Source organism: Falsiroseomonas stagni DSM 19981 (assembly GCF_900114315.1).
Classification (GTDB): domain Bacteria; phylum Pseudomonadota; class Alphaproteobacteria; order Acetobacterales; family Acetobacteraceae; genus Falsiroseomonas; species Falsiroseomonas stagni.
Genome location: NZ_FOSQ01000030.1, coordinates 1 through 21,839, shown reverse-complemented (window position 1 = coordinate 21,839; position 21,839 = coordinate 1). Strand labels below are relative to the sequence as shown.

Below are 21,839 nucleotides of genomic sequence, written 5' to 3'. Positions count from 1 at the left end.
TGAACCGCCCCGGGTTCGCCGGAGGCTGTTTGGTTTGAGTCACGCGGCCAATGCTGGCTGTTCCAGCGCGGCATAGTATCGGGCTTCGGCCTCGGCGGGCGGGATATTCCCGATCGGCTCCAGGATCCTCCGATGGTTGAACCAGTCCACCCATTCCAGGGTCGCGAACTCAACGGCGTCGAAGCTCCTCCACGGTCCGCGCCGATGGATGACCTCGGCTTTGTAGAGCCCGTTGATGGTCTCCGCGAGCGCGTTGTCATAGCTGTCGCCCACACTGCCGACCGAGGGCTCGATGCCTGCTTCCGCCAGCCGCTCGGTGTAGCGAATGGAGACATATTGCGACCCGCGATCGCTGTGATGGACCAGGCCGCCCTGATGCAGCGGCCGCCTCTCATGCAGTGCCTGTTCCAGCGCATCGAGCACGAAGCCTGCATGCGCGGTGCGCGACACCCGCCAGCCCACGATGCGTCGGGCATAGGTGTCGATCACGAAGGCGACGTAGACAAACCCCGCCCAAGTCGCGACGTAGGTGAAGTCCGACACCCACAGCGCATTGGGCCGCGGCGCCATGAATCGCCGATTGACGTGGTCCAGCGGGCAAGGGACCGCCTTGTCGCTGATGGTGGTGCGGACCGGCTTACCGCGGATCACGCCCTGTAAACCCAGGCTTTTCATCAGCCGCGCCACGGTGCAGCGGGCCACCTGCTGGCCCTCGCGCAGCAACTGGCGCCAGACTTTGCGCACGCCGTAGACGCTGAAATTCTCGTCGAACACCCGTTCAATGAGCGGCATCAGGGCTGCATCTCGACGGGCTCTTGCCGAGCACCTCGTCGGGTCGATCCGCTGGGCGACATGCGTGTGGTAGGTGGATGGCGCGATCGGCAAAACCTCGCAGATCGGCTCGACGCCATGAACACCTCGGTGATCGTCGATGAAGGCGATCATCGCTTGAACCGGCGGTCGAGCTCCGCCTGCGCAAAATATGCGCTTGCCTTGCGCAGGATCTCGTTGGCCTGGCGCAGCTCCCGGTTCTCCCGCTCCAGGGACTTCACCCTGGCGGCCATCTCTGTCGTCGGGCCAGGGCGGCGCCCCGTGTCACGCTCTGCCTTTTTCACCCACTCGTTCAGCGTCTGCGCCGTGCAGCCAATCTTGGCCGCAATCGACAGGATCGTCGCCCATCGGGACGGATGCTGAGCCTCGTGATCCAGCACCATTCGCACAGCGCGGTCTCGAACCTCAGGTGAGAACTTGTTCGTCGTCTTGCTCGGCATCGCTCCAGCCTCTCAGGAGTTGGAGCCTCCGACAAACCCGGGACGGTTCACTCGGCGGTGCATCCGGCCCGGCGCGTCGTGTTCATGAAGGGCGCGCAGGTGGGCGCGCCGCTGGCAATCACCACGCCAATCCCGACGGCCGAAGGCTGGGCGACGATGGGTTTGCTCGTCGTCGGCGACATCAGCGTCGGCAGCGCCCTCCACCCCGTCCGCCCCCCTATCCCTCCGGCCGAACGCCGCGTTAAGGATGTTGATAGAATGCCGTGATCCCGTCTCTTGCTTGCGCGGTCCCTCACGGCGCGCAGCACCACCGGCTGAGACAGTCCTGATGGTGTCGCAACATCGCGTGCTGACGCGGCAGGTTTGGTGGGGAGAAGGCTGCGGGAATGATCTCAATTCACCGGTTTGTGTTCGTTCTGGCTCTGGTCGGGCTCCTGGGAGCACTCCCGGTGGCGACGCGTGCGACGGCGCAGCAGCAGGACCGGGACTGGACCGATTGCGCACAGCAGCGTGATCTAGACCGCTCCACTCGTGGGTGCACGGCGGTCCTGAATCGCGATACACGCGAGACCGCGCAGAACCGCGCAGAACCGCGCCGCGGCCTTCACCAACCGGGGCAATGTCCACCGCAACAGCGGCAGCCTCGACTCGGCGTTCGCCGACTACAATGAGGCCATCCGACTCAATCCGAATAATGCCCAGGCATTCACCAGCCGCGGCGATGTCCACCGCGACCGCGGCAACCTCGACGCGGCGTTCACCGACTACAACGAGGCCATCCGCCTCCATCCGGGCTATGCTCAGGCCTTCAGCAACCGCGGCCTCGTCCACTACGACCGCGGCATTGTCCACCGCAGCCGCGGCAACCTCGACGCGGCGATCACCGACTTCAACGAGGCCATCCGCCTCAATCCGAGCAACGCCCAGCCTTCAACGACCGCGGCCTCGTCCACCGCGACCGCGGCAGCCTCGAAGCGGCGCGCAGCGATCTGCTTCGCGCACAACAGCTGGGCCGCACCGCCGCTACGGAGGCCCTGGCGGAGGTGGAGCGGCTAATTGCCGCTGCGCAAAGCGCCCCTCCGTCCGCCTTCGTAACTCAGGCGGTAGCTTCCCCACGCGAGCAGGCGACCCTCCCCGCACAAACAGAGCGCCGCGTGGCATTGGTGATCGGCAACGCGGCCTATCGCGCTCCAGGCGTCGCACCATTGGCCAACCCGCGACGCGACGCTCGCGCCATGGCCGCGCTCTTTCGCGAGCTTGGGTTCCAGCACGTCGTCGTCCAGGAGGACCTTGATCAGGCTGCGATGCTCCGAGCGCTCCGCGACTTCGAGCGTGAGGCTGAGCGCGCCGACTGGGCCGTGGTTTATTTTGCGGGCCACGGGGTAGAGATCAACGGCACCAACCACCTCATCCCAGTGGACGCGCATCTCCGCTCCGACCGCGACGTGCCGGACGAGGCGGTGCCGCTGAATCGGGTTCTGGCGCGCATCGAGGGCGCACGACGCCTTCGGCTGGTCCTGGTGGATGCCTGCCGGGACAACCCTTTCCGCTTGCGCATGCAGCGCGTGGCCACGCGGAGCATCAGCCGCGGCCTCGCGCCCAGCGACGATGCCCAACTCGTCGCCGGCACGATGGTGGCCTTCGCCGCACGCGCCGGCCAATTGGCTGAGGACGGTACCGGAGAGAACAGCGCCTTTGTCCATGCGCTGACGCGCCGCATGCGCGAACCCAATGTCGAGATCAGCCTGATGTTCCGTCGGGTTCGTGACGACGTTCTGACGGCAACCGCCCGCCGACAGGAGCCCTTCATCTATGCATCCCTGCCCGGCGAGGAGATTTTCCTCCGCCGACAATAGCTGTGGCCTCGCCCTCGATCCTCGGAGGCGCGGGTCACGTCCGTCAGCGTGATGGAAAAAGTTGATGGACCTGAAGTGGCCAATGCTCAGGCAGCCTCGGGTGAAAGTTGCAGGGTCTCGTTGCCGTGCGGCGGGTTGAGTATCTCGCCCATGGCCTCGACGCCCATGTAGCGGTGCTGCATCTGCCATTCGTCATTGGCTTCAAGCAGGACAGCGCCGATGAGGTGAATGATCGAGGCTTCGGACGGAAAGATGAGCGCCGCATCGCGCCGAGCCCGGGCCGATAGCTTCGCCGGGTCGCGGCGCTGGGCCGCCTGCGTATGATAGGTGGACGGGGCGATCGGTAGGACCTTGCAGATCGGCTCGACCCCGTGCGCCTCGCGATGATCATCGATGATGGGCGAACATGGCTTGAACCGGCGGTCGAGCTCCGCCTGAGCAAAGTAAGCGCTTGCCTTGCGCAGGATCGCATTAGCTTGGCGCAGTTCACGGTTCTCCCGCTCGAGCGCCTTGATGCGCTCGCGCTCATCGGAACTATGCCCGGCCGCCCGGCGCCGTCAGTCGCATAGCGATGCCGCACCTCGGCACGCAGCCATGAGAGAGCGAGAACGCGATCGACGCGCGCTAGCACGTGGCCATTGGGGATCAGGGCAGACGCGCCGAGGGCGGCCGCATAGCGAGCTCAGCGGGCAGACCCCAGACGCGGCGTATGAGGCCGGTGAGACAACGGGATTGGCGGCCTGACGACAAACAGGGCCGAGCTTAACCAGGCAGTCAAACTGCCGGACGGATGGGGACCACCTCAATCGAGCCGGCGCCTCGCCAGCCCCCGCTACGCTACGTGGAAGCCGAGCAGGGCAAAAGCCTGCGGCCGGTTGGTCGAGAGCAGCGCACGGACGACCTGAAGTGGCGCGCGGCTGCGATCCAACGTGTTGAGTAGAGCCTGCACCTCCGCAGCTGAACCGCCCACCGCCAGTCCGACCGCGTGCGCCACACCTGACAGCGGCGTCACACGCACGCCGCGGCGGAACTCCCGTTGCGGCGCCGACGAGCTCTTGGGCGTGGAGAGGACTCGTACCGTGCCCTCCGCAGCCAGCGCGACGACCACCAGCGCACATCCGGGAGGAGGCCGTAGCACTAGGTCGAACTCGGCCCCGGGCGCGTGCCGCTCGTCACGGGAATTCGCGCCGCCTGGCGCCAGCGGCACGCCGCGTGGCACCAGGCCAATCTCCATCGCCGGCAAACCGCGCGCCTGCACCAACCGCAGTGCCGCCAGCTTCTCCACCGCGCCGGCAAGCGCACCAGGATCAAGCTGCGCTGCCACCACGTCGCCGAGGCCCGAGACAAGCTCCGCCCGCACTGCATCTAGCACCGCGTCGGCTGTCGCCCGATCCGCCGTGATCTGAACGCCAGGCAGCGCTGCGGCGGCCGCAGCCAGCGCACCCCCACCGGGTAGCACATAGAGGCGCAACGCGGCCGAAGGCGGGACCGTCGTTACATGGGCTGTGCGGCCTGATAGCCGGATGAGTGGCTGGTCGGGCGGCAGACGGTTCTCGGCCAAGGGATGGTGCCGCCCATCAGCTCGGGCGCGCGTAGCGGCCACCACTTCCCGTGCGAAGGCATCGCTAGTGGGAAATCCGCCAGCGGCGACGGCGCGGGTGATCGCCTGCGCGAAGGAGAAGCTGGTCGCGCCATGGGGTCTGCCATCGATCATCATCTCCGGCACCAGTTGGTTTTCCTGACCAGCCGCGATGAACAGCAAGTTCGGCTGGCCTGCGGCTTCGGCCGCGGGCATGTCGAGCCCGGCTAGCATGTCATTCTCGATCTGCTGCATGCCGGCGGAGCGGTCGCCCAGCGCCTCGATGCGGCGATCCATGCTGCGGGTCAGCGTGCCGGCATGGCAGGAATCTGCGAGGAAGATGCTACGGACGCCACGTGCCCCGCTGCGGGCGAAACGCTCGCCGAGTTCGTCGTCGATAATGCGCTCGGCGTTGTTCGGCTGACGTCGGGGGCTGAAAGCGTGGAAGATCAGCGTCTCGTCGCGGCCATCAGCCTCGTTGCCACGGCGCCGCTCCGGTTCCTGCCCGCCGTGGCCGGAGAAGGTGATGAGCAGCGTATCGCCCGGCCGGGCCTCGGCGGCCATGGCGTCCCAGGTGCGGAGGAAGGTACCGCGCGTAGCCTCGGCGTCGAGCAGCACCGTCATCCGCGTTACGATGGGCCGTACCGCCGTCTCGATCGCACGGGCATCGTTCACGCAGCCTCGTAGCGCGCGGATAAAGGGGTACGTGTCGATGCCGACGAGCAGCGCGAACAGGCGCGGCAGTGCCTGCGCGCGGGCCGGCATTGACGGCAGACCGAGCGCTGCGGCAGCCAGGGCGCGGCGGGTCGGGCCGTGCATTACCGCGGCCTCAAGAAAAGCTCCTCGCCCGGGAGCGAGGCATAGGTGAAGGGCTCCTGCCGGCGGCCGGTGGCGGCGAGCACGTCGTCGCGTACGCGGCGGAACATAAGATTCACCTCGATGCCGGGCTCGCGCATGCGGCGCGAGAGCGCCTGCACGAAAGGGCTGTTCTCGCCGCTGCCGTCTTCAGCCAGCTGGCCGGCGCGCGCGGCGAAGGCGACCAAGGTGCCGGCCGGCATCTGCGCGTCATCGATGGGCGCGAGACCGCGGGTAACGCTGCGGGTGGCAACGCGCTGCATGCGCGCCACGAAGGGATTGTCGCGGCAGGCATCGAGGATGACGAGGCGCAGCTTCCGCGCGCCCTCGAGGCGCGCCAGCACCCGGTTGAGCGGCACCGCCTCATCCGGCACGTCGCGGTCCGAGCGCAGCTGGGCGTCCACAGGCACCAAATGGTTCGCCCCGTTGATCTCGATGCCGTGGCCGGCGAAGTAGACCACGGCCCAGTCGGCGTGCTCCGCCTCCCGTTCGAAGTCGCGGAGGGCACGGAGCATGCCAGCCTGGTCTAGATCTTGATGGAGTACGACGTGTTGGAAGCCCAAATCGCGGAAAAGATCAGCCATAGCGCGGCCGTCACGCGGCGGGTTGGGGAGTGGCGCCACACCCGCGCCGCGATATGCAGCGTTGCCGATGACGAGGGCAACGCGGCGTTCCTGCTGCGTGGGCGCTGTGACCTGCTGGGCCACTGGGCGGGTCGCGGTCGACTGCGCGGAAAACTGCGGTGCGGCATGAGCAGAGAGCCTGGCCTCCACTTGGGCGAGGTCGTTCCGCGCCTCATCGCGCCCAAGTTCGACCGCCCTGCGGAGATCACTCAGTGCCGCCTCAAGGTCGCCGCGATCGCGGTGGGAAAGGCCACGGTTGTTATAGGCGACTGCGAAGCTAGGGTTGAGCCGAACAGACTGTGTATAGTCGGTAATTGCTGACTGAAAATCGCCCCTGGCACGGTAAACGTCACCTCGGGTATCGAACAAATTCGCGTTGAGCGAATCCAGCTCGATTGCTGCGTTTATGTCGGCCAGCGCCGCGTTATGATCACCGCGCGCCAAGTGAACATAGGTGCGTGAGTTAAGAAAGCGCGACTGCTGCGGATTGAGGCGGATTGCCTCGTTGAAGTCGGCCATCGCCGCGTCAAGGTTGCCGCGGGCGCGATGGGCAGTCCCGCGGCTGTAGTAGGCCAGATCGAAGCGCGGATCGAGCCGGATCGCCTCGTTGTAGTCGGCCATCGCCGCATCGAGGTTGCCGCGGTCGTGGTGGGCGTCGCCGCGGGCGACAAACGCGTCAACTTGGCGCGGATCAAGCAGGATCGCCTCGTTGTAGTCGGCCATCGCCGCATCGAGGTTGCCGCGGTCGTGGTGGGCGTTGCCGCGGGCGACAAACGTGTCTGCTCGGCGCGGATCGAGCCGGATCGCCTCGTTGTAGTCGGCCATCGCCGCATCGAGGTTGCCGCGGTCTTGGTGAGTGTTGCCGCGAGCCAAAAACGCGTCAGCCAATCGCGGATCGAGCCGGATCGCCTCGTTGTAGTCGGCGATCGCAGCGTCAAGGTTGCCGCCGACTTGGTGGGCAAGGCCACGCCGAAGTAGCGCGACGGCGAAGCGCGGATTGAGGCGGATAGCCTCGCTATTGTCGGCGATCGCGGCGTCAAGATTCCCGTGAACGTAGTACGCGATGCCACGGTTGCTGAAGGCATCGGCCAATCTCGGGTTGATGCGGATGGCTTCACTGTAGTCGGCGATCGCTGCGTCGAGGTTCCCGCGCCTTCGGTGCGCATTACCACGGTTGTTAAAAGCGGCAACCAATCTCGGGTCGAGGCGGATCGCCTCGTTGTAGTCGGCGATCGCTGCGTCAAGGTTACCGTGGTTTTGATGGGCGTCGCCACGGATGCTGAAGGCATCAGCTAATCTCGGGTTGATGCGGATGGCTTCGCTGTAGTCGGCGATCGCGGCTTCAAGGTTGCCGCGAGTACGGTGCGTATTGCCGCGGATAATGAAGGCATCGACTAATCTCGGGTTGAGGCGGATGGCCTCGTTGTGGTCGGCGATCGCGGCGTCGAGATTTCCGCGCTCTCGGTGCGCAATGCCACGATAAGTTAGGGCGATCGCCCGATCCTGTGGAGTTTCCCGAATACCGCGGTTCAGAACCGCGGTGCAGCCTCTCAGCGAGCGATCCGCATCCTGATGTGCGCAGTTCTCCCAATCCTGATCGGGTTGCTGGGCAACTGCAGCCCGGCCGACCACGACTATGGCTAGCAGCGTCAAGAGCACCAGTACTGCTCGCATATTTCCCCTCCTCGTCCCGGCCTGCCGCACTAACGGGGCCTAGCGCAACAGTTCGACCCGCCGATCAAGCTGCAAGCGCTGTTCTCGGGAATAGGTCACGCCTGGAACCTGCACTACGCGGAAGGGCTCGCGCTTCCCGCGACCGTCCACTCTAATGGCTCCCAGCGCATAGCCACCCTCAATCAGGATCGCCGCGACCCGCTGCGCACGTCGCAGCGACAGCGCGTCGTTGTGGGCATCGCTGCCGCGCTCGTCGGTGTGGCCGACCAGTGTGATGGCGGGGTTCCCGTCGGCGCGGAGCAACTCCTGCACCTGGCGGATCGCGGCGAGGCCTTCCGGTGTCGGCTCGTCGCTATCGGTCAGGAAATGGATGGGCTGCGCCACCGCCTCCACCTCCACGCCGCGCAGGCTGCGCAGGCCGAGCCCGCCCGGCGTGCCGTCTCGCGTCGGCGGCAGGGCGATGACGACGGGTGAGAGCAGCCGAGCCTGCTGCGCCTTGCCGATCAGCGCCTGGAGCGCCACTCGCTGCGGCTCGGCAAGGCCCGGCGCGAGGTCGCGCGCGGCGTTCATCGCCAACTGGTAGTGCGTGGTCGCACCGGCGAAGTTGCCGACAGCCTGCAGCGCGTCGCCCAGCGCGTCGTGGAGCTGCCAGGGCTCGGCAGAGAAGCGTAGACCGTCCCGCAGCAGCGTCATGCGCTCCGGCGGGCTGGCGCGTCGCGTGGCTTCCTGAACATGACGAAGCGCGACGGCACGCGCTGCCGCGGCAGCCTGCGGCCCGAGGCAACTGGGCTCCACTTGGTTACGCTGGATCTGCACCACCTCGGCCAGCGGCGCCGACGTCAGCGCGTCGCGTAGCGTGGCGATGGCGTCCGAGCAGGACCGGGCCTGCGCCGATGCTGGCATGGCCAGCGCCGCAATGGCACAGAGGGCGAGGATGCGATGATGGGTCATGGCGATCTCTCGATGATGGTGAAGCGCCGCTCAGCGATGGGGATGGGTGGACGCACCGGGCGCAGCGCCAGGCCCTGGCGCACCTCCGCCTCCGGCGCCGTGTCCAGCAGCGGCAGGCGCGCCCGCGCTTCCTCGAGGATGGCGCCGAGTTCGGCAAAGAAGCTCTCCGCGTCGGGGATGGCGGAGAGGTTGGCGTGGCGGGCCAGGATGTCCTCGACGCGCGCGCCAGGCGGGGCGATGGCGGCGATGATACTGTTATCGCCGACAGGCAGGCGGGCACGCAGGACGAAGCCGTCGGCGGGACCGGGGACCGCGACGATGCTGCCAGGCTGCACCTGAGCATTGGCGCGGAACGCGGTGGGCGTGGGTGCGCTGCGTCGGTTCGGGAAAAGCTGGGTGGTGCGACCAGTTGCGTCGATGTTGAAGATCATCAGCGTGCCGGTCGCGCCGCTCTGGACGCGCAGCGTGATCGCATCCCCGACCGGAATTCGTTCGCCGGGCAGGATGTCGAGGCTGACCAAGCCGATGAGGCCGGGCGGCGTGCCGGACGACGGCGTGCCGGCCTGCAGGACCGGGTGTGCAGGGTTGGGGCGCGACGGTGCAGGGGTCGGACGCTGCACGTGCGGGCTCGCGGCCTCAATGAAGCGGGCGTTGGGGACGTGCTGGCGGACGAAGCCCTCGAAGGTGCCGATCGCGGCATAGACGCCGAAGCGGCCGGGCTGCGCGCAGCCCGATCCCCAGCTTACCACACCGACCTGCACCGGGCGTCCGCCGGGAGCGAGCATGAACAGCGGCCCGCCGCTGTCGCCCTGGCAGGAATCGCTGCCGCCCTGCTCGAAGCCGGCGCAGATATGCGCGTTGGAGATGCGATCGCCGTAGGTTCGACGGCACTGTTCGACAGTGACCACGGGCACGTTCACCTGCAGCAGCCGGTCCGAAGGCCGCTGCGGGCCGGTCGGCCGCACCTGCTGGGCCAGGCCGGGCACCAAATCGGGCTGGATATCGCCGAAGCCGGCGACGGTCGCGATCTCGGCGGGCTGCACGACGCGTTCGGCCGCGCTGCGGCTAACCAGCGCCTGGGGTTCGACGCGTGCGCGCTCAGCCAACTGGAGCAGCGCAAGATCGCCGGGCTGCCCCGGTGTCCCGGCGCGGTAGTTCGGATAGGGGATGACCCTCACCACGGCGATCCGGCGCCCGCCGCGCCGAAGGTCATTCGTGCCTTCGACGACCAAAAGGCTGTCGGAGCGTCTGATCGATCCATCGCGCCGCACCACGCAGTGCGCCGCGGTCAGCACCCAGCCTGGTTCGATGACAGTGCCGCCGCAGAAGTGGCGATCAGGCCCACCAGGGGCGACCTGCACCGACACGAGGGCGGTCCAACGACCTTCCTGCACCGCCTCGCCGCCGACGATGCGAAGGCTCTCGCCATCTGCCGGCTGGTCTTGGGCGAACGCTGCGTTCGTGAGGCCAAGGCAGAACGCGACGGGGAGCGCGATGGCGAAGCGGCTGGCGATACGGCGGCAGAGGTCGGATCGTGCGGAGGCCAGTGACGCGGACATCAGGTCGTTCCAGGCTCGTTCACGAGGGCGGTGACGATGTGCAGGCCGGTCGGACGATGCACGACCAGCAGCAGGAAGGGCCGGTCCGCGACGAAGCGCGCGCGCTCGACCATGGCGCGATCGCCGAGCACGGCGGTCGCCGCGGCGGCTTGCGTTCCGGACTCGTCAAGCCGCAGCGCGACGCGCTGGCGGATCGCTGTCAGACGGATTGGCGTACCGTCGATGCCGCGGAAATCAGCCTCCGGCGCGAACGCCGCGCCGAGGTTGCCCTGGCGCAACCGCGGCAGTAGGTCGATCGTCTGGTTAAGCGCGAGGCGGGGCACGCTCAGTTCGACCTCGGCCTGATCGAAGCGGAGTGCGGCCAGCACTGCGAGTGCGGTGCGGTCGCGGAGCGCCTGCGCAGCCTGCGTGGCCGGTCGGCCCGGCGCGGGCGCGAGCAGGACCGCCTCGTACTGCCCCTGCGTGTAGGGCAGCCGCACCGCGCGCCACGACCGGCTTTCCGCATAGGGCACCAGGCGCATCGCCCGCATGAAGCGCGCCTCCATCCGCTGGCCGTCGCCGCGGGTGAAGGGGCCCGCCAGTGTCTGCGCCGGATCGAAGGGTATCTCCCAACGAGCCGCGAAGTGCAGCGCCGCCGTAACAACAACTCCCGGATCACGCGGCAGGCGGTCGAGAAGCGTTGGGATCAGATTGTTGGTGCGCTCCGCCACCCAGCCATTGATCCGCCCGAGGGTCTCGGCGACCGCGAACTCCACCGCCTCCACATGCGCTCCCAGCGGCGCAACGGCCTCGCGGTAGGCCGGCAGCGGCGGTGGACGGCGCGGCAGCCAGACCGCGGCGGCGCGCTTCAGCGCCTCGTCCGTGCTAAGCGCTTGGTGCAGCGCAAGCGCCTGCGCGCCGCGGGGGCCAAGCAACCGCGCCAGGGCCGTCGCCGCCTCACTACGGGCGCCGGGGCCGAGCGGCGCCAGCGCATCGAGCAGCGACAAGCCAGAGACCATCGCGCCAGCGCGGGGCCCGGCCTCGGCAGCCAGCAACCGCTCGGCGAGCGTGTTGCACCGCGTGGCCATCCGATCGCCAGCCGGCTGTCCTGCCGCTGCCCTGCCGAGGAGCACCCCCGGCAGGGCCAGCAGCAGCGCGCGGCGTGGACAGCGCATCGCGTCGCTCACGGCCGCACGAAGTAGACGGTCGCGGCGGAGGCGATCGCCGGGACGGCCGGGGTCGGCGCCACGACGGCCTGCGACACGGCCCCCAGATCGCGCTGCGCGGTGAGCATCAGCGGCGCGGATGCCGGCTCGCTCCCGCTCTGCGCGCAGAGGCCGACGATGGTTTCCATGCCACTCGGACCGCGCGGATGGATGACGACGCCGCTGTTGGGCGGCGGCACCATCACCACCTGACCGGCGCGTAGCAGCGCCTCGGGCTGAGCCGGGTTCGGGAAGAGCTGCGCGACGTTGCCGGTCGGGCCGATGTTGAGCAGCGTCAGCCGGCAGTCGGCCAGCGCGGCGACGGTGATCTGCACCGCGTCGGTCTCGCGGTAGACGCTGCGATCCGTCCGGATCACCACCGGTGGCGGCGCAAAGCCAGACGGCAGGACCACCGCAGCGGCAGGTGCCGCAAGCGCCGGCGGCGCGGCAACCGGGGCGGCGGGCTGTGCCGCGGCCGGGATGCCGAGCTGCTGGAGCAGCGCCAGAAGCTGCGCGGATTGCGCGGTGGCGGCCGGTGCCGGCGCCGGTGCCGCGACGGTCGGCTGCGCAAGCACGCGGATCAGCAGCGTCGCCATCCCGCCGGAGGCCTGCTGCGCAACGGCGGTGGGGCCCGTTGCCTGCACGGCAAGGTCGCGCGTCACCTCGTCGGCGCTGCGGCCGAGCGACACGAAGGGCGAGGCGCCGGGCTGCGCGGCCAGCTGGGTCAGCTCCGGCACGCTCAGTGGGCGGGTGCTGGCCACGACATGCACCATCTCCACCCCGGCCGGACCCTGCGGGACGATGTTGTAGCCCGCACCCGGCCCACCGAGCGTCAGCACCTGCCCCGCACGCACGCGGCTGTCGCGCTGGAACTGGTTGGGGAAGAGCACGGTGGCGCGGCCGGAGCTGCCGATGTTCAGGACGGTGATATGCGCCTCCCGCTCCGGGCGGACATTGATGGCGACCGGCTCGCCGATGCGGAAGGTGGCGTCCACCCGGTCGGTCCAGGCGGCGACGGGCACGCGCAGCTGCGGCGGGCGCTGCGCCTGGGCCTGCTGCTGCTGCTGGACGAACTGGTAGACCGGACGCTGGTTGATGGTCAGGTCGCGGCTCAGCGCTTCCTCCGTCTCGCCTTGGGCGTGGGCAAAGCCGAGCAAGGCGAGCCAGCCGCAGCCGGCCAGGGCCAGGGTACGAAGCGGACGTGTCATGGCGGCGATCTCCTTGGGCGTCACTGCGTGGTGATGGTCAGCCGCTGCACCTGCCAGGTGCCGGGCGGCAGCGCTGCCAGCGCAGCGGAAAGGCGGGACTCGAAGCCGATGCGATCGAGGTTGAGCCGCGCGAAGGGGGTCTGCTCAGCGTAGTCGGTCGGGGCGAGCCACCGGAAGGGTTGCGTGCTGACGACCAGCACGAACTGCTCCGCACCGGCGGGCGGCCCGAAACGGATCACCGGCTCCATCCGGTCGGGGAACTGGACCGCCACGCCCGGCCGCACTGCCCTGTTCTCGAACAGGCGCATGACCTGGCCGGAGGAGGCGACGGTGTAGAGGCTGGCATAGCTGGGCACGGCGGCGCTGTAGGTCAGCGCCAGGGCCGTCTGCAGCGGCACCGCCGACGGAAGGGTGGAGGTCAGCTGTGCGCCGAGCCCGCCCGACATGGCAGGCGGCATGACCACCACGGCCGGCGCAGCCTGGCAGGCCGCCAGCATCGCCAGGAGTGGCACACCAGCGACGGCAAATCCGACACGGCGACGAGAAACGATAGGGCGAGTGATCATCGGCAATCTCCGCGAAACCGGAGGCGCAGCGGCACCTCGCAAATGCAGAGTGTCCGGAAGTTGGGGCTTCGTCACTGCCGTTGTTGGGGAAGCTGTTTCCGCGGCGCGGAAACCGGTGATCGCTCGCGGGCGCCAGACGCGCATGATATGCCGTTGCTGTCCTCACGGCAGAAACGGCCGATGCCAGCCCCACTGACTGTCCTCGAAGCACTGCTCAAAGCCGAAGCGAGCCTGACGGCGGAGCTGGAGGCGCAGCTTCCGGCCAGGCCGGCCACGGATCGGCGCGCCTATGAAAGCTTCATCCCGAGCCCGGAAGTCATCGCCATCGCGCGGCTGTTTTTCATGCTGGAGGAAGCCGGCGTTTCGGACGAGGGGACCTTCCGCAGCTTCGCCCAGCTGCACAACGACCGGATCAACAACCTGCTGGAGGATCCGGACTACCTGAAGCGCTGGGGCCTCCGCGCCGATCGCATCGCCCGCGCCTATGCCGAGCCGGGGCCATTGGACCAGGATGCGCTGAACTTCGTCCGCCACGGCGCCATGGCGCTCTCCGGCAGTGCGATTGCGCGCTTCCTTGTGGAGTTCTGTGGTAAATCGGAGGTGTTTGACGCACTCGCGCTGCTCGCCGAACTCGGCGCCTTCGAGAAGCTGCCGGGCGCGCACAACGCGACGCTGTATCGCACCACCGGCCGACTGGAGCGGGCCTATCGCAACTACCTGCTGACGGTAGCCGCACACCTCGCCCCTGACCCCGACCCTGCTCCCGAGGATCGCAGCCGATGACCTTCTTTCGACGTGGCGCGCTGGCCGCGCTGCTTCTGTCGCCGTGCCTGGCTCGGGCGGAGATGGCGGATGCGCTGGCGGTCCAGATCGCGGCGAACCCGGCGCTCTCCGCCATTGGACAGCGTGATCCCGCGGCGGCCAGGCGGCTGGTGGCAGAGGCTGCGGCAATCCTGGGCGTGCCGCCGGCCGGGCTGCGCAGCGCTGAGCTGCCGGATGAGACGGATGTGGCGCTGCTGCGGGACAACCCGCTGATGGGTGCAGTCTATCGGCACGATCCCGCCGCGGCGCTGGATCTGCTGACCCGAGTGAAGCAGGCCGGGGGAACGCGCCGATGAGGTGGATCCTGTTGGCCGTCATGGCGCTGCTGTGTGCGCAACTCGCGGCCTTGGCGCAGCCGGCTTCGCCGATCCCGAATGATCCGTTCCAGTCAGCTCCTGCGCCTGTGGTACGTCCGCTGCCGGTGGCGCCACCGCCGCAGCCTTCACGTCCAGCGACGGCGTCGAGTGGTTTTCCGGTGGCGGTGGGACAGAGTTTCCGTGACTGCGCGGACTGCCCGGAGATGGTGGTGATTCCGGCGGGGCGGTTCGTGATGGGCTCGCCCGCCGACGAGCCGGGGCGCTTTCCTTCAGAAGGTCCGCAGCGCGAGGTGGTGGTGTCGCGTGCGCTGGCGGTAGGCAAGTTTGAGGTCACCTTTGCCGAATGGGATGCATGCGTGTCGGCGGGCGGATGCAGCCATCGGCCGAGCGACCAGGGTTGGGGGCGCGGTCGGCAGCCGGTGATGAACGTCACCTGGAACGATGCGCAGCAATACGTGCGGTGGCTGAGTGGTCGGGCGGGGCGCCGGTATCGCCTCCTGACAGAGGCGGAGTGGGAGTATGCTGCGCGGGCGGGGACGACGACGCCCTATTCCTTTGGAGCGACGATCAGCCCTTCGCAGGCAAATTTCTATAACAGCCGGCTAAACCGAACGCAGGGTGTAGGCAGTTATCCCGCGAACGGGTGGGGGCTGCACGACATGCACGGGAATGTGTGGGAATGGGTGCAGGACTGCTTGCGTGACGACTACGCTGGCGCGCCCACCGAGGCGAGTCAGGCTGTTGAGACAGGGGACTGCTCTGCTCGTATGGTCCGCGGCGGCGCCTGGCAAAACCAATCTCAGGACCTCCGCTCGGCGTTTCGTAGGAGGTTCTCTTCCGGGGACCGGGGCAACTACGCCATCTTCGGCCTCCGAGTTGCAAGGACGCCCGGCTGATGCCGGGACTGAACACCTAGCAGCATGATCCGGTCCAGGCTTGGATCATCGACGACACCGGTCTTCCCAAGAAAGGCACGCACTCCGTCGGCGCGCCGCTGAGGCGTCCAGGGACGGCGATGATGCGCTCGCCGCACGGGCTCATACGGCTGATGGTAGCCCGGATGGCAGGGTGGCCTCCGTGGGACCGGCCTGCCCGTCCACCGGGGGCCACCTGCGTGCGCTGGGCGACGATTAGGGACGAAGGATGGCTGGTCGCGGTGAGGCTGGCGGGTTCAGGAGGCTGGGATGAAGGCGGAACCGATGGCGTTGCGATCCATGGTGCTGGGGCTGGGCGTGCTCCTGTCGTGGCATGGGGAGGTCTGGGCTCAGCCGGCTTCGCCGATCCCGAATGATCCGTTCCAGTCAGTTCCTGCGCCTGTGGTGCGTCCGCGGCCGGTGGCGCCACCGCCGCAGCCCTCACGTCCAGCGACGCCGCCGAGCGGATATCCGGTGGCGGTGGGTCAGAGTTTTCGGGACTGCGCTGAGTGTCCGGAGATGGTGGTGCTTCCGGCGGGTCGTTTCACGATGGGCTCGCCGTCGTCGGAGACGGGTCGGGACAGCGATGAGGGGCCGCAGCGCGAGGTGAGCGTGTCGCGTTCCCTGGCGGTGGGGAAGTTCGAGGTGACCTTCGCCGAATGGGATGCCTGCGTGTCGGCGGGCGGGTGCAGCAATCGCCCTAACGACGCAGGTTGGGGTCGCGGTCGGCAGCCGGTGATGAACATCTCCTGGGAGGATGCGCAGGGGTATGTTCGCTGGCTGAGTTCGCGGACGGGGCGTGTATATCGTCTGCTGACGGAGGCGGAGTGGGAGTATGCGGCGCGTGCGGGGACGACGACGCCGTATTCCTTCGGGTTCTCGATCGGACCGAGCCAGGCGAACTACTCGGTTGGTGGGCCTGGGCGAACGCAGGCGGTGGGGAGCTATCCGGCGAATGCGTGGGGGCTGCACGACATGCATGGGAATGTGTGGGAGTGGGTGCAGGACTGCTACGTGGGCAGCTATGACGGCGCACCGACGGAGGCGAGCCAAGCGGTAGAACGCGGGGGCTGTTCTGGTCGTGTCCTGCGCGGCGGTTCCTGGAACGACGCACCTCAGGGCCTCCGCTCGGCGGATCGCGTCGGGCTCACCCCCGGTTTCCGGATCAGCAACTTCGGCTTCCGGGTTGCCAGGACGCCCGGCTGATGCCGGGACTGAACACCTAGCAGCATGGTCCGGTCCAGGCTTGGATCATCGACGACACCGGTCTTCCCAAGGAAGGCACGCACTCCGTCGGCGCGCCGCTGGGGCGTCCAGGGACGGCGATGATACGCTCGCCGCACGGGCCCATGCGGCTGATGGTAGCCCGGACGGCAGGATGGCCTCCGTGGGACCGGCCTGCCCGTCCACCGGGGGCCACCTGCGTGCGCTGGGCGACGATGGGGGACGAAGGATGGCTGGTCGCGGTGCGGCTGGCGGGTTCAGGGGGCTGGGATGAAGGCGGGACTGATGGCGTTGCGATCCATGGTGCTGGGGCTGGGCGTGCTCCTGTCGGGGCATGGGGAGGTCTGGGCGCAGCCGGCTTCGCCGATCCCGAATGATCCGTTCCAGTCAGTTCCTGCGCCTGCGGTACGTCCGCGGCCGGTGGCGCCACCGCCGCAGCCTTCACGTCCAGCGCCAGCGCCGAGTGGTTTTCCGGTGCCGGTTGGCCAGAGCTTCCGTGACTGCGCGGACTGTCCGGAGATGGTGGTGATTCCCGCGGGTAGGTTCACGATGGGCTCGCCGCCGTCGGAGACGGGTCGGGATAGCCACGAGGGGCCGCAGCGCGAGGTGGTGGTGTCGCGTGCGCTGGCGGTGGGCAAGTTCGAGGTGACCTTCGCCGAATGGGACGCCTGCGTGGCCGCGGGCGGGTGCGGCCACCGGCCGAGCGATCATGGCTGGGGGCGCGGTCGGCAGCCGGTGATGAACGTTAGCTGGGACGATGCGCAGGGGTATGTTCGCTGGCTGAGTTCGCGGACGGGGCGTGGGTATCGTCTGCTGACGGAGGCGGAGTGGGAGTATGCGGCGCGGGCGGGAACGACGACGCGGTTTACCTTCGGCGACAACGAAAGCCACATCTGTCGCTTTGGAAACGGCGCTGACCAGACGGCGAGGCTCTCTAACCCAGGTCGGCCAGTCGCGCCCTGCGACGATGGCTACGTGAATACAGCTCCTGTGGGCAGCTTTGCGGCCAACCGGTTCGGCCTGCACGACATGCATGGGAATGTGTGGGAGTGGGTTCAGGACTGCTACGTTGCTCAGTACGCGGGCGCGTCGGCAGATGCGAGCCAGGCGTTGGAGAGCGGGGGTTGCTCTGCTCGTGTCGTCCGGGGCGGTTCCTGGGCCAGCTCACCACGCCTCCTCCGCGCCGCGGACCGCAGCAGGAACTCTGCCGGTAGCCGGGGCGACTTCATCGGCTTCCGAGTTGCAAGGACGCCCGGCTGAGCCGGGCTTCATCCTGGATCCTTACCTTTTTACCTCTTTGGAGGGTCCAGAAAGGGCGAAGTCCTCCCTGGTCGCCGAAGGCGAACTATGAATCGGCTCGGGCGCGATGGCGCTGTCACAGTTTCCGCACGGCGGAAACAGCCTCCGCCGTTCTGGCCTTGCATCCATGGCGGTTTGCGGCAGATTGCCTGCAGATCAAGCGCCGTCGGGGACACCCACTGCTATGCTCCGCCCATGCCCGTCGCCATCATGCTGGATCGCCGGGCTGCTGCTGGTGCTGCTTTTCTGGGCCGAGGCCGCGGCGCAGGACAGGCGCGTGGCGTTGGTCATCGGCAACAGCGCCTACACCGGCGAAGCGGTACTGCCGAATGCAATCCGTGACGCTGAACTGGTAGCCGAGGGCCTGCGCGAGATTGGCTTCCAGGTCACGCTGCGCCGCAACCTCGACAACCGCGCGCTGCGCGCAGCCCTGCAAGCCTTCGACCGCGCCGCGGAAGGGGCGGATGTGGCGACCATCTACTTCGCTGGGCACGGTATCGCCGCCGATGGGCGGAACTGGCTGCTGCCGGTGGATGCCCGCCTGTCCAGCGCCCGGCACATCGAGGATGAGGCGGTTGCGCATACGCGCTTCGCCTCGGCGCTGGAAGGCGCGCGTGGCCTGCAGATCCTCATCCTCGACGCCTGCCGCAACAACCCCTTCGCACCACGCTTGGCGGCGGGCGGCGCGCGCAACGTGGCGGTGCGTGGGCTGGAGCCGATCGCTGAGCGAGAATTGCCGCCCAACCGCCTAATCGCCTTCAGTGCACGTGATGGGCAGGTGGCGCAGGATGGCCCACCCGGCGGCAACGGTCCTTATGCGCTGGCGCTGCGGCGCCGGCTTGCCGAGCCCGGGACCGAGGTGGGCCTGCTGTTCCGCCGCGTGCGGGACGACGTGATCCAGGCGACGCGCCAAGCGCAGGAGCCCTGGGCCTACAACAGCCTCGGCGGAAATGAGTTGTTCTTGGCCGCCGCGCGCCCGCCTCCCGCGTCCGCACCTGCGCCGGCCGGTCAGCAGGCGGCACTGGCGGTACCGCGGCAGCCACCCGTCTCCGCCGACGCGCTCGACCTCGCCTTCTGGCAGAGCATCCAGAACAGTCAGAACATAGCCGATTTCGATGCCTACCTTACCGCCTTCCCGCAGGGCCGTTTCGCGCCGCTGGCGCGCAACCGCATCGCCGCGCAGCGCGACCGCAGCCTGTGGGAGAGCGTGCAGGCCAGCCGCAACACCGCCGACATCGAACGCTACCTGTCCGAATTCCCCGCCGGCGCCTTTGCCACGCAGGCCCGCGCACGGCTGGCGGAACTGCGCGCGCAGCCGTCCCCGCTACCGCCGGCACCCGTGCAGCCGGCAGCTCTGCCCGTGCCGGCCGCGACCACACTGCGCGCCCTGACGCGCGACGAGATCGGCCAGGCGCAGGCGTTGCTGACTGCGCTTGGCTTCGATACGGGAGGCTCTGACGGCATCATCGGTCCGCGTTCCCGCACCGCGATTGCGGGCTTCGCACAGGTATCGCTGCGGCCAGACAATGCGGAGTTCGACACCGCCAATCTCGAACGGCTTGATCAGACGCGGCGCGAGTTCCTTCGCCTGACCGAGCGCGGTGCCATCTCGCCGAGGGGGACAGCCGCCGCCAGCGCCTCCGGTGCCGCGGCCCGGTTCGAGCGTGGCTGGGCGGCCGAGCGTGCCAACCCGCCAGATCCGGCCGAGGCGTCCTACTGGTACGCTCTTGCAGCACGCGAGCATGAAGCACGCGCGCTCAACCAGCTAGGCCTGCTGTTGGTGCGCGGACAGGGCGTAGCAGCAGATCCAGTGGGTGGCAGTCTACTCTGGCGGCTGGCGGCGGCACGCGGCGATGCCACAGCGGCGTTTAATCTCGGTGCGATGCTGGACCGCGGGATCGGGCTGAATCGCAGCCCTGGTTGGGCGCGCTTCTATTACGACTTGGCGGCGCAGGCCGGCCATCCGCAGGCGCGGGAGGCGCTGCGGCGCGTCGGACAGTGAGACATCTCCTGATCCCCTTGGCGCTTTTGAGCTGGCCTGCGGCGGCTCAGTCGCCGTTATCGAACGATCCGTTCTTGAGTGTGCCGCCGCCGTCGCCCCGACCTGCACCGTCGAGGCCCCCATCTGTGGCGCAGCCTGTCCGTCCGGCAACGCCCTAGGCAGCCGGTGCGCCAAGCAGATTGGGGACATTTGGAGCTTGGATAGCGGCCACAGTGAGGGAAGGGGAGCCGAGTGGATGTTATGCCTTTACCCGGTCGCTCAACCCGCTTGGTGAGGTTGGGCGCAACGACGTGGTCCTCACGGTCACACACAGGTCTTCGGGACGCGACCAGATCGCTATCAGCTTCGACCACAACTTGCTTCAAGGTTCCGAGATCCGGATCTCAGCGGGAAGTCGTAGCGCGGCGTCATATGGAACCGTCCAAAATTCGGCCTTCTTTGCAAATCACGACGGCGGCACGCTTCAAATTCTGCATGGATTTACCGAAGTAAAAGTCCACAGTACGAACGCAGAAACGCGAGCTAATATTGTACATACATTCTCACTGACTGGCTTTGGCCAAGCTTACGAAGCGATCTCGCGAGGATGCCCTCTGTGAGAACAGGCTTTAAGACTGGAAGACGCGACGGCAATTTTAGGCATGCGCAGGCTATTGTGCAAAACGGGCGAGCGCGTCGAGGGGCGCGCACCGACAAGGAGGACGTGGTGAAGTTTGTTTTGCTGCTGGCGGGGGTGGTGCTGGGCTGTCCGTGGCTTGTGTCATCGGCGTCGTCGCAGTCGCCCATTCTGAACGACCCGTTCCTGAGCGTTCCGGCGCCTGTGCCGCGTCTAGCACCGATCCTGTCTCCAACGCGCCCCGCACCATCACCTGCCTCGCCTGTTGGTAACTCCCTTTCGGCGTCAGTGCAGCGCTTACTCTCCGATGGTCAGGCCGCACTCGCCCGGCGCGACTTCTCAGTCGCAGAGGCCGCAGCGCGGGAGGTGATATCGAGTCGCAACACCACCAGCCAAGTGGACGGTTATATACTCCTGGGCGATGCACTGTTCGGGCGCGGCCACTTCCAAGGTGCGGCCATCGCTTACGACGATGCGCGCTCGCTCAGCCCGCGAGGTTCACGCGCCACTGAGGCAATGGTTGGAACCGCCGACGCGTTGATCGGACTGACCAACAGGCGCGACGCCTGTGCGACGCTAAACGAACTGCGCGCTGCACTCCCGCAGATCTCCAGTCCCGTCACACAGCGCGCTGCGAATGCTCGCCTTCGTGCCCAGTGCTAGCCCGGATCATTCAGTGCGCCCCCACGGCGCGGTACACCAATGGAGGAAGGATCCATCTGGGGAGTTGTCGGTAAACCCTGGTAGCTGACGAGCGGCCTTGCCGGGCAACCGGTCTGGTCGAAGCCTCGTGACAAAGGCCGCCTCTGGGCGGTTGTTGGGGCTGCCGGAGGCGTCGCCACGCACCAGGCGGGGATCGCCGAGCTAACGAACACCGCGACATTGGTGAGGCAGGGCTTGGAGAACCAGGCAGTCCCGGGCACGGGGCGGCTCGTGGCGCAACGCGCGGTGCAGGTGATGACCCTCTCAGGTGGCGCCACGGTTGCGCGTATCCAGTAATACCAGCGCCCTGAATGGCTGACTCGATGGTGATGTTGGTGCGCTGTCGATGTGTGATTCGCTGCGCCTGAGGGCGGAAGGGGCGGATCATGGCGGTGTCGGTAGACCGGAAGGACCATACGGCGTCGGAGTTGCGACGCCTGGCGGCGGGAAGCCGTGACGCCTCGGCGGCGCGCCGCATGCTGGCCCTGGCACTGGTGCTGGAGGGCGTGCCGCGAGCGGTTGCGGCAGAGACCTGCGGGATGGATCGGCAGACGCTGCGGGACTGGGTTCATCGCTACAATGCCGAAGGCGTTTCCGGTCTGTCGAACCGTAAGGAG

Annotated in this window: 18 protein-coding genes, 2 pseudogenes and 2 other annotated features; of the genes and pseudogenes, 9 read left to right on the top strand and 11 right to left on the bottom strand. The window is 68.0% G+C overall.

Annotated elements, in window-relative coordinates:
• Positions 1 to 39: 39 nt before the first annotated feature.
• Positions 40 to 1,271, bottom strand: a protein-coding gene (locus BM041_RS29325; protein ID WP_245762178.1) for an IS3 family transposase whose coding sequence is annotated in 2 segments (ribosomal slippage) — positions 40 to 980 and positions 980 to 1,271 — 1,233 coding nt in all. Because the reading frame shifts where the segments join, the coding sequence is not laid out codon by codon here.
• Positions 871 to 987 (bottom strand) — a sequence feature (AL1L pseudoknot). It overlaps the preceding gene by 117 nt.
• Positions 1,272 to 1,318: 47 nt before the next feature.
• On the bottom strand, positions 1,319 to 1,453 hold the full coding sequence (locus BM041_RS32010) for a hypothetical protein (protein WP_281244727.1): 135 nt from the start codon (positions 1,451 to 1,453) through the stop codon (positions 1,319 to 1,321).
• Positions 1,454 to 1,823: 370 nt separating this feature from the next.
• Here BM041_RS32010 and BM041_RS32120 point away from each other — a divergent pair, with 370 nt between their 5' ends.
• Together BM041_RS32120 and BM041_RS29315 are read left to right on the top strand one after the other, a co-directional pair.
• Positions 1,824 to 2,327 carry a tetratricopeptide repeat protein gene (locus BM041_RS32120; RefSeq protein ID WP_092963581.1) on the top strand — a complete coding sequence of 168 codons (504 nt, stop codon included), beginning with the start codon at positions 1,824 to 1,826 and terminating at the stop codon, positions 2,325 to 2,327.
• Between the two features lie 98 nt (positions 2,328 to 2,425).
• Entirely contained in the window at positions 2,426 to 3,127 is a 702-nt protein-coding gene (locus BM041_RS29315; RefSeq protein ID WP_175534258.1) for a caspase family protein, read from the top strand.
• An 86-nt stretch (positions 3,128 to 3,213) separates the two neighbouring features.
• Here BM041_RS29315 and BM041_RS32170 read toward each other — a convergent pair.
• The 9 genes and pseudogenes from BM041_RS32170 to BM041_RS29275 form a co-directional block, all read right to left on the bottom strand.
• A pseudogene (locus BM041_RS32170) lies at positions 3,214 to 3,387 on the bottom strand (IS256 family transposase); the annotation flags it as partial.
• Positions 3,382 to 3,672, bottom strand: a pseudogene (locus tag BM041_RS29310) (IS3 family transposase); the annotation flags it as partial. The pseudogenes BM041_RS32170 and BM041_RS29310, both read right to left, overlap by 6 nt.
• Positions 3,460 to 3,577: a sequence feature (AL1L pseudoknot), on the bottom strand. It overlaps the preceding pseudogene by 118 nt.
• Before the next feature lie 287 nt (positions 3,673 to 3,959).
• Positions 3,960 to 5,525, bottom strand: coding sequence for a caspase family protein (locus BM041_RS29305; protein WP_092963577.1), 1,566 nt, complete (start codon positions 5,523 to 5,525; stop codon positions 3,960 to 3,962).
• A complete protein-coding gene (locus BM041_RS29300) occupies positions 5,525 to 7,858 on the bottom strand; it encodes a tetratricopeptide repeat protein (protein ID WP_092963575.1) in 2,334 nt (777 codons plus the stop codon). The genes BM041_RS29305 and BM041_RS29300 overlap by 1 nt, the downstream gene beginning before the upstream one ends.
• Positions 7,859 to 7,897: 39 nt before the next feature.
• Positions 7,898 to 8,809 carry an OmpA family protein gene (locus tag BM041_RS29295; protein ID WP_092963573.1) on the bottom strand — a complete coding sequence of 304 codons (912 nt, stop codon included), beginning with the start codon at positions 8,807 to 8,809 and terminating at the stop codon, positions 7,898 to 7,900.
• Positions 8,806 to 10,368, bottom strand: coding sequence for a trypsin-like serine protease (locus tag BM041_RS29290; protein ID WP_092963571.1), 1,563 nt, complete (start codon positions 10,366 to 10,368; stop codon positions 8,806 to 8,808). The genes BM041_RS29295 and BM041_RS29290 overlap by 4 nt, the downstream gene beginning before the upstream one ends.
• A complete protein-coding gene (locus BM041_RS29285; RefSeq protein ID WP_139226239.1) occupies positions 10,368 to 11,534 on the bottom strand; it encodes a serpin family protein in 1,167 nt (388 codons plus the stop codon). The genes BM041_RS29290 and BM041_RS29285 overlap by 1 nt, the downstream gene beginning before the upstream one ends.
• Positions 11,531 to 12,760 carry a DUF4384 domain-containing protein gene (locus BM041_RS29280; protein WP_139226238.1) on the bottom strand — a complete coding sequence of 410 codons (1,230 nt, stop codon included), beginning with the start codon at positions 12,758 to 12,760 and terminating at the stop codon, positions 11,531 to 11,533. Before BM041_RS29280 ends, BM041_RS29285 begins: the two co-directional genes overlap by 4 nt.
• Before the next feature lie 20 nt (positions 12,761 to 12,780).
• The gene (locus BM041_RS29275; protein ID WP_175534257.1) at positions 12,781 to 13,326 is read right to left on the bottom strand and encodes a DUF4384 domain-containing protein; all 546 of its coding nucleotides are present in this window, start codon (positions 13,324 to 13,326) and stop codon (positions 12,781 to 12,783) included.
• A 147-nt stretch (positions 13,327 to 13,473) separates the two neighbouring features.
• Here BM041_RS29275 and BM041_RS29270 point away from each other — a divergent pair, with 147 nt between their 5' ends.
• From BM041_RS29270 to BM041_RS31665, 7 genes are all read left to right on the top strand, one after another.
• Positions 13,474 to 14,109 (top strand): hypothetical protein, encoded by a 636-nt coding sequence (locus BM041_RS29270; protein WP_175534256.1) that lies wholly within the window; start codon positions 13,474 to 13,476, stop codon positions 14,107 to 14,109.
• A complete protein-coding gene (locus tag BM041_RS29265) occupies positions 14,106 to 14,444 on the top strand; it encodes a hypothetical protein (protein ID WP_092963561.1) in 339 nt (112 codons plus the stop codon). The genes BM041_RS29270 and BM041_RS29265 overlap by 4 nt, the downstream gene beginning before the upstream one ends.
• Positions 14,441 to 15,361: a formylglycine-generating enzyme family protein gene (locus BM041_RS29260; protein ID WP_092963559.1), complete on the top strand. Its 921-nt coding sequence runs from the start codon at positions 14,441 to 14,443 to the stop codon at positions 15,359 to 15,361. The genes BM041_RS29265 and BM041_RS29260 overlap by 4 nt, the downstream gene beginning before the upstream one ends.
• 288 nt (positions 15,362 to 15,649) lie before the next feature.
• Complete coding sequence (locus BM041_RS29255) at positions 15,650 to 16,585, top strand: formylglycine-generating enzyme family protein (protein WP_092963557.1); 936 nt, start codon at positions 15,650 to 15,652, stop codon at positions 16,583 to 16,585.
• A 288-nt stretch (positions 16,586 to 16,873) separates the two neighbouring features.
• Positions 16,874 to 17,863 (top strand): formylglycine-generating enzyme family protein, encoded by a 990-nt coding sequence (locus BM041_RS29250; protein WP_092963555.1) that lies wholly within the window; start codon positions 16,874 to 16,876, stop codon positions 17,861 to 17,863.
• Positions 17,864 to 18,137: 274 nt separating this feature from the next.
• Positions 18,138 to 19,904, top strand: coding sequence for a caspase family protein (locus tag BM041_RS29245; RefSeq protein ID WP_175534255.1), 1,767 nt, complete (start codon positions 18,138 to 18,140; stop codon positions 19,902 to 19,904).
• 1,704 nt (positions 19,905 to 21,608) lie between these two features.
• Positions 21,609 to 21,839: helix-turn-helix domain-containing protein (locus BM041_RS31665; RefSeq protein WP_245762313.1), on the top strand; the 231-nt coding region annotated here is incomplete at its 3' end.